The organism is Clavibacter michiganensis, from assembly GCF_002151125.1.
Taxonomy (GTDB): domain Bacteria; phylum Actinomycetota; class Actinomycetes; order Actinomycetales; family Microbacteriaceae; genus Clavibacter; species Clavibacter michiganensis_C.
This window is the reverse complement of the sequence record NZ_MDJZ01000004.1, coordinates 44,987-58,671: the sequence shown is the minus strand read 5'-3', so window position 1 is coordinate 58,671 and position 13,685 is coordinate 44,987. Positions and strand designations below refer to the sequence as shown.

General features: G+C 71.2%; 11 protein-coding genes and 1 tRNA gene. 5 read left to right on the top strand and 7 right to left on the bottom strand.

Translation table 11 applies throughout. From position 1 onward, the window contains the following. Positions 1–6 precede the first annotated feature (6 nt). Together BFL37_RS01615 and BFL37_RS01610 are read left to right on the top strand one after the other, a co-directional pair. On the top strand, positions 7–1,302 hold the full coding sequence (locus BFL37_RS01615; protein WP_086513435.1) for an oligosaccharide flippase family protein: 1,296 nt from the start codon (positions 7–9) through the stop codon (positions 1,300–1,302). Between the two features lie 124 nt (positions 1,303–1,426). After that, positions 1,427–2,542: a glycosyltransferase family 4 protein gene (locus tag BFL37_RS01610; protein WP_086513434.1), complete on the top strand. Its 1,116-nt coding sequence runs from the start codon at positions 1,427–1,429 to the stop codon at positions 2,540–2,542. 48 nt (positions 2,543–2,590) lie between these two features. Here the strand turns inward: BFL37_RS01610 and BFL37_RS01605 are convergent, their stop codons facing one another. Genes BFL37_RS01605 through BFL37_RS01595 form a run of 3 tightly spaced genes read right to left on the bottom strand, consistent with a single transcriptional unit; the run spans position 2,591 to position 5,573 of the window. After that, positions 2,591–3,709 carry a glycosyltransferase gene (locus tag BFL37_RS01605; RefSeq protein ID WP_172403715.1) on the bottom strand — a complete coding sequence of 373 codons (1,119 nt, stop codon included), beginning with the start codon at positions 3,707–3,709 and terminating at the stop codon, positions 2,591–2,593. Next, entirely contained in the window at positions 3,706–4,287 is a 582-nt protein-coding gene (locus BFL37_RS01600; protein ID WP_086513432.1) for an acetyltransferase, read from the bottom strand. The genes BFL37_RS01605 and BFL37_RS01600 overlap by 4 nt, the downstream gene beginning before the upstream one ends. Continuing rightward, positions 4,284–5,573, bottom strand: coding sequence for a glycosyltransferase family 4 protein (locus tag BFL37_RS01595; protein WP_086513431.1), 1,290 nt, complete (start codon positions 5,571–5,573; stop codon positions 4,284–4,286). Before BFL37_RS01595 ends, BFL37_RS01600 begins: the two co-directional genes overlap by 4 nt. A gap of 170 nt (positions 5,574–5,743) precedes the next feature. Here BFL37_RS01595 and gmd point away from each other — a divergent pair, with 170 nt between their 5' ends. The 3 genes from gmd (at position 5,744) to BFL37_RS01580 (ending at position 8,806) form a co-directional block, all read left to right on the top strand. Next, positions 5,744–6,796: a GDP-mannose 4,6-dehydratase gene (gene gmd, locus BFL37_RS01590; protein ID WP_086513430.1), complete on the top strand. Its 1,053-nt coding sequence runs from the start codon at positions 5,744–5,746 to the stop codon at positions 6,794–6,796. Next, positions 6,793–7,797, top strand: a complete 1,005-nt coding sequence (locus BFL37_RS01585; RefSeq protein WP_086513429.1) for a GDP-L-fucose synthase family protein — start codon at positions 6,793–6,795, stop codon at positions 7,795–7,797. Before gmd ends, BFL37_RS01585 begins: the two co-directional genes overlap by 4 nt. A gap of 79 nt (positions 7,798–7,876) precedes the next feature. Continuing rightward, a complete protein-coding gene (locus BFL37_RS01580; protein WP_086513428.1) occupies positions 7,877–8,806 on the top strand; it encodes a beta-1,6-N-acetylglucosaminyltransferase in 930 nt (309 codons plus the stop codon). 16 nt (positions 8,807–8,822) lie between these two features. On the opposite strand, the gene BFL37_RS01575 is transcribed toward BFL37_RS01580, so the two are convergent. From BFL37_RS01575 to BFL37_RS01560, 4 genes are all read right to left on the bottom strand, one after another. Continuing rightward, entirely contained in the window at positions 8,823–11,015 is a 2,193-nt protein-coding gene (locus BFL37_RS01575; RefSeq protein WP_086513427.1) for an acyltransferase family protein, read from the bottom strand. Between the two features lie 207 nt (positions 11,016–11,222). Further along, positions 11,223–11,296 (bottom strand) — tRNA-Ile (locus tag BFL37_RS01570). Between the two features lie 12 nt (positions 11,297–11,308). Continuing rightward, complete coding sequence (locus BFL37_RS01565; RefSeq protein ID WP_086513426.1) at positions 11,309–12,568, bottom strand: glycosyltransferase; 1,260 nt, start codon at positions 12,566–12,568, stop codon at positions 11,309–11,311. A 177-nt stretch (positions 12,569–12,745) separates the two neighbouring features. Next, complete coding sequence (locus BFL37_RS01560; RefSeq protein ID WP_086513425.1) at positions 12,746–13,657, bottom strand: DMT family transporter; 912 nt, start codon at positions 13,655–13,657, stop codon at positions 12,746–12,748. Between the last annotated feature and the right edge of the window lie 28 nt (positions 13,658–13,685).

The following is a 13,685-nucleotide window of genomic DNA, read 5'->3' as shown; positions in this document are numbered from 1 at the left end:
CACGGTATGACGACCATCCCCGCCGACTCGTTCGGCGAGGAGGACAGCGTCCCTGGGGCACCCGCGGACGGCGGCGTCGAATCGCGACGGGATCGCCTCGGTCTGCAGTTCCTCTGGGTTTCGTCCGGCAAGATCATCGCTGCCCTGTTGCAGGCGGCGATCATGCTCCTCCTCGTGCGGGAGGTCTCCCCCGCGCAGTTTGGTTTCTTCTCGGCTGCGTACGGCGTCATCACCATCCCGCAGACCCTGCTCGACCTCGGCCTTCCCACGCTCATCGTCCGTGAGCGCGCCCGGGACGCCCGCGACGGGATCGTGACCGCGGCGCTGAAGCTCAACAATCTGTTCTCGATCGCGCTGTCCGCGCTCCTCCTCGTCACTGGCGTGTTCCTCGCCGTCGCCGTCGATGCGCAGTACTGGCTGCTGCTGCCCTTCGCCCTCTGGGCCGCGGCGGAGAGGAACGCCGACGCGTGGCTCGGCGTGGTGCTGGCGGACGGGGACTCGTGGATCAACGTGACGAACCTCGTGCTGCGCCGGGTCCTGAGTCTCGGGATCTTCGTCGGCCTCTCCACGTGGACGGACACGCCGCCAATGCTGGCCATCGCCCTGGCGTTCGCGGTGGCCGCCGCGCTCTCGTGGTTCTTCGCCCACGTGTACGTCTCGAAGCGCCTGGTCCCGTCGTCCCAGCACACCATGTCGCAGCTCGTGTCGCGCTCGTACCCGTACTGGATCAACTCCGTCTCCTCGCAGATCCAGAATCTCGACGTCGCCTTGACGAGCGCCTTCGCCGGTCCCGCCCAGGCCGGCCTGTACGCGGCGGCCGCGCGGCTGACCAACCCGCTGCGGATCCTCCCCAACTCGCTCGCCACGATCTTGCTGCCGGCCGCGTCCAAGCGCACCTCCTCGACGATCGCGTCGCTCTGCAAGCTCGTCGTGGGCGCGACGGCGGTGTTCGGCCTCTTCTACGGTGCGCTCATTCTCGCCATGCCCTGGGCGGTCCCGGTGTTTCTCGGGGACGATTACTCCGGCGCGACGTTCGCGCTCCAGGTGACCTGCGGGGGGCTGGTTTTCGCGTCCGCCAGCTCACTCGTGAGCACACTGCTGCTCGGCCTCGGCCTCAAGCACTACGTGGCTATCACGGCTGTCGTAACGACTTTCGCCTGCCTGGCAGGGGTCGTCGTGGGGTCTATTACAGCCGGGGCGGCAGGGGCGGCGATTGGCCTCGCGTCCGCGTTCGTCCTGCAAAGCGTGCTGCTGTCCAGCCGTCTCGCGGTGTTCGTCATCCGTCGAGAGCCCAACCGGTGAGTGGGGGTCTGCGCCGCGACCGCGGTGCCCGCCGCCGCTCCGCTCCGAGAGACCCCCAGGAGGTCACCGTTCCCATGCGCGCAGCCCTAGCCGCCATCCGTCCTGTAGTCGCGGGAAGATCGTCGTGACCACCCGCGTGGCCATCACCCAGCCCTACGTCCCCGGCTATCGGGAGCGCCTCTGGGAGCTGGTGATCGCGAGCTTGGCGGACGCCGGCATCGAGTGCCGCGTCTTCCACGGCGGGGACAGGGACCAGGAGCGCGCCATCCGCGACCGCGGCGACGGCGTAGAGCCCAGATGGGCCAGTCGTGTGCGTTCCCTCACCGTCCAGCCCGTGAGGTCCGTGCCGAAGTTCATGTTCCGGCGGCTACCGAGCACCTGGCGGGGGCGCGACGTGCTGCTTGTCACCGAGATGCAGGGTACGAACCTCAACGCATGGCTGAGCGCGGGGCTGCGTCAGCCGTACGTCACGCTAGGGCACGGCATCTCGGAGACGACGACGCAGTCCTTCCTCGCGGATGCCGCGGAGGACCTCCTCAATTCGCGTGCGACGCGCGTCCTCACGTACACGGAGACCGGTCGTCGGCACGTGCTGGCCTCGACTCGGCTGCGGGAGGACCAGGTCTCGGCGTTCCGCAACTCGACGGACACATCGCGCCTGCAGCGTGCAATGGAAGTCGTCACGCCGGCTGACGAGGCGGCGTTCCGGGACCGGCACGGCATCCCACGAGACGCGCGCGTCTCCTTCTTCCTCGGTGCGCTGAACCGCTTCAAAAGCGTCGACCTGCTCGTGGATGCGGCGCGCATCGCCTTCGCCGAAGACACCTCGCAGTGGCTCGTCGTGGCTGGCGACGGGGAGTCCCGGGAGCTGGTGGAGGCCCTGGCTGACGAATCCGGCCGTGTGGTGCTGCTGGGACAGGCGACGCCCGAGACGTATGCACCGGCTGCAGCCATGTCCCGACTCCTCCTCAACCCGGGACGCGTCGGCCTCGTCGCCGTCGACGCGCTCGTCATGGGCCTGCCCGTCCTGACGACGGCCGGCGCGGCTCACGCGCCGGAGCACGAGTACCTCCGACCCGGGATCGACGTAGTCGAGGTCCCAGCGACGCCCGAGGACTACGCGCGAGCCTGGATCGGGCACAGAGGACGGATGGGGGTGGCTCCCGTCGACCAGCCGACCATCGAGGGGGCAGCGCAGGTGATCTCCGCGACGATCCTCGACGCTCTCGGGCGCGCGTAGTCGTCAGAAGAGGCCCGAGCTCCGACGATCGGGCACGGGCCGAGGCGGCTACGGTGCGGACCGGTACAGCGCGATCAGCTCGTCGGCCACAGCAGCGATGCCGAACGCCCCGGCCAGGCTTGACTGAACGCCCCGCTCTATCTCGGCTCCTAGCGTCGGCGAGGTGAGCAGATCCTTCACGGCAGCCGCCAGCTCAGACGCCGACCCGTCGGTGACCGAGGCGGCCCCGGCAGCACGGAGCTCTTCCGCGATCCCGCAGTCCTCCGTGAGGACCACCGGAGTCCCCACGGACATGGCCTCGAGCACCGTCATCGGGAACACCTCGCGAACGCTCGGCAGCACGTATACGTCCGCCGCCGCGAGCCGCTCGCTGGAGGCGCCGGGGGCGATGCTGCCCTCGTGCACCAGGGGCAGGCCCGGACGCGCGGCGATGAACGCCCTGAGTGCGGGGAGGTCGCCCTCGTCGGGGCCGACCACGGCGAAGCGCGCCCGGACGCCGCGCTCGTGCAGCAGGGCCGCCATCTCCGCAAAGGCGAGCACGCGCTTGCGGGGGTGCAGCCGCGCGAGGAACAGGACCTCGGGGACGGCGTCCGGATCCCGGTGGCGCGCGACCGAGATCGGCGCCACGCCGTTGCGGACCCGGACGACGTGCGCGCGTCCCCGCGACACGACGCCGAGCGCCTCCTGTTCGTGATCCGTCAGCGCGAGCACGGCACGTGCGCCCGCGAGGACCCGGCGGACGGTGACGGCGTCGAGGATCCGCGACTTGGCGCGTGCGTCGTCCGTCACCATCCCGTGGGTCTGCAGCACGTACGGCACGCCCGCCCGTCGGCAGACCTCGGCGGCCGAGAGGGCCAGCAGGTGCCGACCGAGATGGATGTGGACGACGTCGAACTCGCGGACATGGCGTCGGAGACCCGCGATCATCGCGGGCGAGACGAGGCCGCTGAAGCCGAGACCGGGGAGCGCGTGCGCGCGGAACAGGCGCACGTCGACCCCGTCCACAGCGAGGTCGACCTCGCCGTCCCATCCCGCGACGAGCACGACGCGGTGCCCCTGCCGGGCGAGCTCCCGGCACTGTTCCACGGCCACCGCGACGGGACCGCCGAACGCGCCGTCCGCGGAGACGAAGGGCAGGACGTGGGCGATGCGCAGGGCGCGGCTCACGATGCGCGGAACCGCGAGCCGACGACCACGCAGTCCGGCCCCGACACGATCGCGCCCGCGGGCACGTCGCCCGCGACCACGGTCATCGGCCGTGCCAGCGCCGAGCGGCCCACGTGGGCCCCGCCGAGCACCATGCAGCGGGACGTGATCCACGCCCCCGGCTCGATGACGATGGGGCGCGTGATGAGGGCCATGTCGCGGCGGTGCGCGTGGCTGCCGGTGGTGAGCATCGTCTCCTGGGAGAGGACGACGTCGTGCCCGACGGTGATGAGGTCCTGGTTGTGGAACCAGACGCCCTCGCCGATCCACGACCGGTCGCCGATGCGCAGCTTCCACGGGAACTTCACGCGAGTGCGCGGCCGGAAGACGACGCCCTCGCCGATCTCGGCGCCGAACGCCCGGAGCGCCTTGACGCGCAGCGACGAGCTGATCTGCCACGGGTTCGTGACGAGGAGCAGCTCGACGACCGCCCACAGGTACACCGTGCGCTTCGGCCGGTCCCAGGCCTGGTGCTCGCCGGGAGCCCGCGACAGGTCGATGACGGGGACGCCGGTCGAGGCGTCGGGGACGGCCGTCACGCGCGCACCCCGGCGCCCAGGACGGACAGCGATTCGGCGAACCGCACGTACCTGGCGTGCGCGCTGACAGGCGAGTAGCGGTTCTGGTACATCCGCTGGGCGGCGGTGGTCAGGGCTGCGGCGCCCTCGGTGTCGCAGCGCATGTCCTGCGCCGCCTGGAGCAGCCGCTCGGGGTCGCCGGGCGGGATGATGGCGGCCGCGCCGTGCTCGCGCACGACGCTCTCGGTGATGCCGCCGTCCTCGACCGCGGCGATGATCGGGCGCCGGCTGCTCGTGTACGAGGTGAGCTTCGACGGCATGCTCATCTCGCGCACGCCCGGCTTCTCGTTGAGCAGGAGCGCGTCGGCCGCGGCCAGCGCGTACGGGTAGTCGTCGCCGTCGAGCGGCGGCACGAAGCGGAGCGAGCGGATCCCCGCGCCCTGCGCCTCGAGCGCCGCACGCTGGTTACCGTCGCCCACGAGCACGAACTCGATGCCGAGGTCGCGCGTGTCGGACAGGCGTGCCGCCTCCACGACCGACTCGAGCCCCTGCTTCATCCCCATGTTGCCCGTGTGCACCACGGTGAACGCGTCGGGGGTCCAGCCGAGCCGGGCGCGGGCGGCGGAGGTGGAGACGTCCACCGGCGTGATGTGCGTGAAGTTCGGGAGCCCGGAGATGGATCCGTCGGGCAGGCCCTGCTGGACGAGCAGGTCGCCGAAGCGCGGCGTGATGACGCCGATGCGGTCCGCCCGGCGGAGGAGCGCGTACTCCCCCGAGGCGATGAGGCGGGAGGCGCGGCCCCCCGTGGTGCCGGACTCCCCCGCGGCGTTGCCCGTGAGGTCCTGCACCAGCACGCCGAACGGACGTCGGCCGTGGCCGAGCGCGCCGGCGGCGAGGCCGGCGAGCGACGGCGTGACCGCGATGACGATGTCGCTCGAGTCCCGTCGCACCTCGCGGAGCGCGCCGCGGAGGAAGCTCGCCTCGAGCTTGGCCCGGCCCGTGAGGTCCGGCGTCTCCGGGATGGTGTGGCGGACGCGGGTGATGCGGACGCCGTCGCGCATCTCCTCCCAGCGCCGGCCGTCCGCGTACCGCTCGTCCTGCAGCTTCCACTGCGGGTAGTGCGGGATCCCGGTGATCACGTGCACGGACGCCCCCGCGTCGGTGAGCGCGTCGGCCATCGCGGTCGTGTACGGCGCGATGCCCGTGGTCTCCGGCCAGTAGTTGATGCCGACCAGGCAGACCGTGAGGCCCCCCAGGTCCGGCGCCGTCCGCGTGCGCGCAGCGTCGGTCGTGCGTGATTCCCCCATGGGCCCATTCTGGGGCCTCGACGTTTCGATGTCGTTAACGGCCCGCGCGGCGCCGTACCCCGATTGCCGCCCCATGCCGCCGTCACGTTAGATTCGACCGGACGGATGGCCGCGCCGGGCGCTCGCCCCGCCGCCGTCGCGTCGCACTGCATGAGAATCTGGGGGGATCCATGGCCAAGAAGGCCTTCATCACCGGCATCACGGGGCAGGACGGCTCGTACCTGGCGGAGCTGCTGCTCGCCAAGGGGTACGAGGTCCACGGCCTCATCCGCCGCTCGTCGACGTTCAACACGTCGCGCATCGACCACCTGTACCAGGACCCGCACGAGGACGGCGCGAAGCTCTTCCTGCACTACGGCGACCTGAGCGACGGCTCGCGCCTCACGACGCTGATGATGCAGATCCAGCCCGACGAGGTCTACAACCTGGCCGCGCAGTCGCACGTGCGCGTCTCGTTCGACGAGCCGGAGCACACCGCGGACACCACGGGCACCGGCACGATCCGCCTGCTCGAGGCCGTGCGCCTGTCGGGCATCGAGACCCGCTTCTACCAGGCCTCCTCGAGCGAGCTGTACGGGGCCACTCCCCCGCCGCAGAGCGAGACCACGCCGTTCTACCCGCGCTCGCCGTACGGGGCGGCGAAGCTCTACAGCTTCTGGATCACGAAGAACTACCGCGAGGCGTACGACATGTTCGCGGTGAACGGCATCCTGTTCAACCATGAGTCCCCGCGCCGCGGCGAGACCTTCGTGACCCGCAAGATCACGCGCGCCGTCGCGGCGATCAAGGCCGGGAAGCAGGACCACGTCTACCTCGGCAACCTCGACAGCATCCGCGACTGGGGCTACGCCGCGGAGTACGTCGAGGGCATGTGGCGGATGCTGCAGGCCGACGAGCCCGACGACTTCGTGCTCGCGACGGGTGGGAACTTCACGGTCCGCGACTTCCTCGAGACCGCGTTCTCGCACGCGGGCCTCGACTGGAGCGAGCACGTGAGGTTCGACCCGCGCTACCTCCGCCCCACCGAGGTCGACGCCCTGGTGGGCGACGCCACGAAGGCGCACGAGAAGCTCGGCTGGAAGGCCACGGTCGACACCACGATGCTCGCCCGCATCATGGTCGACGCCGACATCGCCGCGCTCGAGGCCGAGGGCCGGCCGTGGATCGACACCGTGCGCCTCGCGAGCTGGGGCACGTCCGAGCCGACCGCGGGCCAGGCGTGACCGCCGCCCCCGCGTCCGCCGCCGACGAGCGCGACGCCGTCGCGTTCACGCCCGCGCCGCTCGACCGCTCGGCCCGGATCTACGTGGCCGGCCACCGCGGGCTCGTCGGCTCGGCCATCGTCCGCCGGCTCGAGGCCGAGGGCTTCACCGACGTGATCGGCCGCACCTCCGCCGAGCTCGACCTCAAGGACCGCGACGCCGTCTTCGCGTTCTTCGCCGCCGAGAAGCCCGTGCACGTGGTGCTCGCGGCCGCGAAGGTCGGCGGGATCCTCGCGAACAGCACGTACCCGGTCGACTTCCTCAGCGACAACCTGCGGATCCAGGTCAACGTGCTCGACGCCGCGCTGGCGCACGACGTCGACCGCCTGCTGTTCCTCGGCTCCTCGTGCATCTACCCGAAGCTCGCGCCGCAGCCCATCACCGAGGACAGCCTCCTCACCGGGCACCTCGAGCCCACGAACGACGCCTACGCGATCGCGAAGATCGCCGGCATCATGCAGATCCAGGCCGTCCGCCGCCAGTACGGGAAGCCGTGGATCTCGGCCATGCCGACGAACCTCTACGGCCCCGGCGACAACTTCTCGCCGCAGGGGTCGCACGTGCTGCCCGCGCTGATCCGCCGCTACGACGAGGCGCGCGCGTCCGGCGCCGAGTCGGTGACGAACTGGGGCACGGGCACGCCGCGCCGCGAGTTCCTGCACGTCGACGACATGGCCGCAGCGTGCCTCCACCTGATGGAGCACTACGACGGGCCGGAGCAGGTCAACGTGGGCACCGGCAGCGACGTGACGATCCGCGAGATCGCGGAGACCATCGCGCGCGTCGTCGGCTACGAGGGCCGCACCGAGTGGGACACCGCGAAGCCGGACGGCACGCCGCAGAAGCTGCTCGACGTCTCCAAGCTCGCCGACGCCGGCTGGACCTCGTCCATCGGGCTCGACGAGGGCCTCCGCTCCACGGTCGAGTGGTACCGGGAGCACATCACGACGCTGCGGGAGTAGCGGGTGTCGATGCGGCATCCCTACGTCGTCGCATCACTGAACGATCAGACGAGAGAACGTCCCAGAGACAGGTGCTGCCATGTCCGTATTCCTCATCTACACCTTCCGGGAGCCCGAACTCCTCGCCCGTACGATTCGGAGGCTCGCTCCACACCCGGTTGTCGTGCATGTCGACGAGAAGGTGGATCAGGCGCCCTTCGCCGCTGCCATCGCAGCCGAGGACAACGCTCGCGTCGAATTCATCGCGGATCGGGTACGTGTCAACTGGGGTGGATATTCGCAGGTCGAGGCCATTCGACGTCTCGTGCAGGCCGGGATATCCCAGGCACAGCCGGATGAATACCTCGTCCTCCTCTCCGGCCAGGACTACCCGATCCGGCCTGTGGCAGAGCTGGAAGAGATGCTCGCCGGCTCCGCGGGGAAGCAGTTCCTGCGGTACTTCGACGTCACGGGATCCGAAGAGAAGTACACCTCGCAGGTGGACCGCCGCTACCACCGCGACCTCTCCCTCCTCAGCACCCGGACGACGAACGCCCGGCTGAGGCGCGCCCGCAACCTCGCGATCCGCGTGCTCGAGGCCGGATCCCGTGTCGCGGGCCCCCTGCGACCGCCCGCGGGCTTCCGCGTCGCGCACGGCGTGACCCACTTCGCCATGACGGCGGACTTCGCAGCGCACCTCGAGTCGTCGGTGACGCCCGAGCTCGAGCGGTACTTCCGACGGATCTTCGTCGCGGAGGAGAAGTTCTACCAGTCGCTCGCCCTCAACTCCCCCCGCGGACACGAGACCGGCGGTGCGGACATCAATGGGTCGGAGCCCTATGCGGGACCCGGCAACTGGCGCTACGCCAACCTCCACCACATCGACCCGTCGCTCACGAAGGTCTACACGGAGGCTGACTGGTCCGAGGTGGCGTCATCGTCAGCATGGTTCCTCCGCAAGCTGGAGACCCGCCGGAGTGCGGCTCTCCTCGACCGGATCGACCGCGACCTCCTGCACGCTGAGCAGTAGCGGGCGACTTCAGGGATCAGGCGGGGACGCCCGCCAGCGCCTCGTCCAGCATCTGCCGGAACGCCGGCGTGATCACGGACGCGTACTGCGGCGTGGTGTGCACGCTGTCGCGCTTCGTGGGCGTGCTGCCGACGAACGACGGGCAGCGCTCCTCCCAGCAGAACAGCGCCGACGTGTCGAGGTAGGCGATGCCGAGCGCGGTCGCCGCGTCCTCCTGCGCGCGGTCCCCCACCTTCCACGCGCCGGGGATCGAGGCCTGGCAGTCGGCGGGGGTCGAGACCTTCGTGGCGCACGTCTCGAGCGCCTGGCCGACGGGCGGCGAGGACACGAGGACGACCTCGCCGACGCTGTCGCGCACCTCGCCGACCGTGCTCTGCACGCCCGCGGACCACTCGGCCACGGCGTCGTCGCCGGTCGCCTTCGACGAGAGCTTGAGGATCTGCCCGTAGCTGTTGCTGACGAACAGGATCTCCGGCTTCTCCTCCTGGATCGCGGCGATGGCCTCGGCGCGGAAGTCCAGGCAGCCGCCCTTGGTGGACGCGTCCGGGAAGTCCCAGTCCACGTCCATGACGGCGCAGCCGGCGAAGGTGAGGCCGCGGATGTGGTGCGTCGCCTCGAAGAGGCCCCGCACGGTGGGCAGCAGCGTGATCCCCGTCGAGTCGCCGAGGACCATGATCGTGGGCTTCCGCGTGTCGCCGAAGGAGCAGGAGCGCGGGTTCGCCGCGTCGGTGCGCGCGCAGCCCTGGCCGTCCTCGACGGGGAGGGCGGACTTCTCCAGGCCGTCGATGGCGGGGTCGAGCGCGGGCCAGCTGGTCGCGGCGAGGGCGTCGCGGATCTGCCCCTGCAGCGCACCGAGGTCGCCGCCCGCCAGCTCGGCCGTGTCCGCGGGCGCCTCCTCGCCGGACGCCGCCGGTCCGGGGGCGAGGCGCGACGCCTCCTGGATCTCCTGCTGCCGCACCACGGCGAGGCTGATGAACGTGACCGTGAGGAGCGCCGCCGTGCCGAGGGCGGCGACCTTCGTGCCGGTGGACGCGCCGAACCCCTTCTGGCGCCTCGAGCGCTTCTTCTGGCGACGCGCGGCGGCGCCCGGCTCGAGCCACTGCGAGCGTCGGATCGGGTCCTCGAGGCCGTGGTACGAGAGCACCGACAGGCCGAGGGTGAGCACGAGCACGATGACCGGGTAGCCGAGCCCGGCGGTGTCGGCGACGGCCGCGAGGATCACGATGACCGGGAAGTGCCAGAGGTAGAGCGAGTACGAGATGTCGCCGAGGTACCGCGAGACCGGGTTCGTGAGCGGCCACAGGAAGCGCTGGCCGCCGCCCGTGCCGCCGGCGATGACGAGCGCGGCGCCGACGACGGGGATAGCGGACCCGGGGGCGGGGATCGGCGACGCGCTGCTCAGGGCGAAGAGCCCGTAGACGATGACCGCGAGCCCGGCCCAGGCGATGACGGGGCGCGCGGCGTCCGGGATCCGGCGCAGCAGCGGGGTGGCGACGGCGAGCAGCGCGCCGATGCCGAGCTCCCAGGCGCGGGAGAACGTGGAGAAGTAGGCGACCGCCGCATTGCCCGCGGTGTCCACCATGGCCCACGCGAACGACCCCACCGTGACGACGAGGAGGATCGCCGTGAGGACCCCCCGGTAGCGGCCCGGCCCCCGGAAGCGCAGCGAGAGCGCGAGGCCGAGCGTGAGGAGGATCGGCCAGACGACGTAGAACTGCTCCTCCACGCCGAGCGACCAGTAGTGCTGGACCGGCGAGACGGCGCTGTCCGCGGCCCAGTAGTCGGTGTCGGTCGCGGCGAAGCGCCAGTTGGCGACGAAGAAGAAGGCCGCGACGCTGTCCCACGCGATGGACGACGCGCGGCCGGAGAGGAACACCATCCAGCTCGCGAGCACCGTGACGAGGAGCACGGCGGTCGAGGCCGGGAGGATGCGCTTGACGCGCTTGCGGTAGAACTCGGCGAACGAGATCCGGCCGAGCTTGTCGTGCTGGCGCAGCAGCAGCGACGTGATGATGAAGCCCGAGATCACGAAGAAGACGTCGACGCCGAGGAAGCCGCCGGACGGCCACGCGAGCAGGTGGTCGAGGATCACCGCGACGACCGCGAGCGCGCGCAGGCCCTGGATGTCGCCGCGGAACGAGCGCGTGCTGGAGCCCTCCGGGGCGACCGTGGTGGTCGGGCTCGTGCGGGTGGGTCGCGTGCTCGTCATCGTGTCCTCGCGGGTGGCGGCGGGTCCGACGCACGCGCAGGTGCCTCGTCGGCGGGTGGCCGGTGGCGGTCGTCGGTCGCCCTCGGGGCCCCCGCGACCGGGGCTATTTCGCTACCCATGGTAATCGAGCGGACATCCACCTGGCGGTCCGGACGGCGCCGTGCTAAGGCGATGACGCACCCCAGTCCGAGGGGGATCGTGCGGGAGTAGGGCGGACGGGACTTGAACCCGTGACCGGCGGATTATGAGTCCGATGCTCTGACCAGCTGAGCTACCGCCCCGAGGAGGCGTGGCTAGGCGGCGCCTGAGCCGTCCGTCGCACCGCGTGCCTCGTCCGTGACCGGGGCGGCCACGGACTCGCCACGATACAGGCTCTCGAACGTCGAGATCGTGCGCTCGATGTCGTGCGAGGCGACGACCGCGAGGCTCTCGCGCTTCATCCGCTGGAGGTCCTCCTCGGGCAGCTCCAGCACCCTCCGCAGCTTCGCGGCGAGGTCGTCGACGTCGCCGGGGCGGAAGAGGTAGCCGTTCTCGCCGTCGTGCACGAGGTGCGGGAGGGCCATCGCGTCGGCCGCCACGACGGGCAGTGCGGAGGCCATCGCCTCCATCGTCACGATGGACTGCAGCTCGGCGATGCTCGGCATCGCGAGGACGGTGGCGCGCGTGTAGGCGCGGCGCAGCTCCTCGTCGGAGACGTAGCCGGTGAAGGTCGTGCGGTCGGCGATGCCGAGATCGACCGCGAGCTTCTCGAGCGCGGTCTTCTGGTCTCCCCCGCCGACGATCTCGAGCTCCGCGGCGAGCGAGGCGGGCAGGAGCGCGAACGCGCGGAGCAGCACGTCGATCTGCTTCTCGCCCGTGACCCGGCCGACGAACACGATGCGGTTGCGGGTGCGCGGCGAGAAGTCGGGCGTGTAGTTGCCGGCGTCGATGCCGCACGAGATCGCGATGACGCCCGAGAGGCCCGTGTAGCGCTCGAGGAACTGCGCGGCGCGACGCGTGGGCGTGGTGACCGCCTCGGCGCGCCCGAAGGTGCGTCGCGCGGCCCGCCACGCGGCCTTGATGGCCGTGTCCTGCCACGCGACCGGGAGCAGCGTGTGCTGGAGCATGTTCTCCGGCATGAAGTGGTTGGTGCCGATGATGCGGATGCCGCGCTTCTCGGCCTCGATGCTGAGGCCGCGGCCGGTGACGATGTGCGACTGGAAGTGGACGACGTCAGGCTGCACGGCGTCGAGGATCCGGGCGCTGTTCTGGTTGATGTTCCAGGGCAGCGCGAACCGCAGCCAGTCGTGCGGGTACCAGCGCCAGCTGCGGAGGCGGTGCGCGGTCATCTCCTGGCCGTCGTGCACCTCGGTCCACGTGCCGTGCTTGCGGCTCGCCGCGGGGGCCACGATGTGGACCTCGTGGCCGCGTCGGACGAGGCCGCCCGCGAGGCGCTCGGCGAAGCGCGCGGCGCCGTTCACGTCCGGCGGGAAGGTGTCCGCGCCGATCAGGATGCGGAGCGGTCGACCGGAGGTCGCGGACTCGCGCGGGGTCGGACCTGAGGTGTTCGGCAAGAAGTGTCTCTCCAGTGGTGTCGGCGTCCGGCGCGCGTCACGTGGATCCGGGTGGCGCGCGGCGGGTGTCGCAGAGCAACGTATCGCACGGGCTCCGCGACGGGCCGACGGCGCACCGGGGCCCCCGCAGCCGGGACCGGCCCGCGCGCGGTACGGGCGACGTGGGCCGCCGGTCCGTCAGGACGCGTGCGGGTGGTGCTTCGCGAGCTGGAAGACGCCCGCCACCGCGACCGCGCCCGCGACGAGGAAGGCGACGCCCGCGTACAGGGGCGCGTCCGCGGCCTCGCCGAGGACGGTCACGCCGATGCAGACGGCGACGAGCGGGTCGACGACCGTGAGGCCCGCGATGACGAGGTCGGGCGGACCCGACGAGTACGCCGTCTGCACGAAGTACGCGCCGAGGAGCGTCGCCGCGACGAGGGCGACGATGCAGACGGCGGTGAGCACGTCGAAGTCCCCCGTCGTCAGGCGGTTGATGACCACCTTGGCCAGGGTCGCGACGAAGCCGTAGAGCACGCCCGCGCTGATGATGTAGAAGATGGCGCGCACGTGCCGCCGGAAGTAGAGGAAGAGGCCGCCGAGGAGCACCAGCACGATGCCGAGGATCACGAGGATCGTGATGAGCTCCGGCGTGCGGATGGGCGTCTCCTTCGCGAAGATCGCCGCGAAGACCACGAAGAGCCCGACGCCGCCGATGCAGAGCGCGACCGCCCGCTTGGCCTTGAGGTCGAGCCGTCTTCCGGTGGCCCGGGAGTTGAGGATGGCCGTGACCACGAGCGCCACCGCGCCGAGCGGCTGCACGACGATGAGCGGCGCGAGGCGCAGGCTCGCGAGCTGGAACACGATGGCGAGGCCGAGCATCACGGTGCCGGCGACCCACGACGGGCGGCCGAGCAGCGCGCCCAGCTGGCGGAGGCTGAGGCCCGCCGTGCTCTTCTTCCCGCGCGCCTCCATCTTCGCGACGCCCTGCGACTGCAGCTGCGCGCCCAGGGACAGGAACACGGCGCCCACGAGCGCGATCGGGATGCCGAGCGCTTGATACGGGGTCAACGAGGCGGCCTGGAGAACGGGGCTGGCGTCGAAGGGCACGCCCCGACCCTACCCGGCGGCCCGCCTA

Excerpts from the sequence above, each read along its gene's own strand:
- BFL37_RS01615 (WP_086513435.1), top strand. The coding sequence starts at position 7 with ATGACGACCATCCCCGCCGACTCGTTCGGCGAGGAGGACAGCGTCCCT.
- BFL37_RS01595 (WP_086513431.1), bottom strand. The coding sequence starts at position 5,573 with ATGGGGGAATCACGCACGACCGACGCTGCGCGCACGCGGACGGCGCCG.
- gmd (WP_086513430.1), top strand. The coding sequence starts at position 5,744 with ATGGCCAAGAAGGCCTTCATCACCGGCATCACGGGGCAGGACGGCTCG.
- BFL37_RS01580 (WP_086513428.1), top strand. The coding sequence starts at position 7,877 with ATGTCCGTATTCCTCATCTACACCTTCCGGGAGCCCGAACTCCTCGCC.
- BFL37_RS01575 (WP_086513427.1), bottom strand. The coding sequence starts at position 11,015 with ATGACGAGCACGCGACCCACCCGCACGAGCCCGACCACCACGGTCGCC.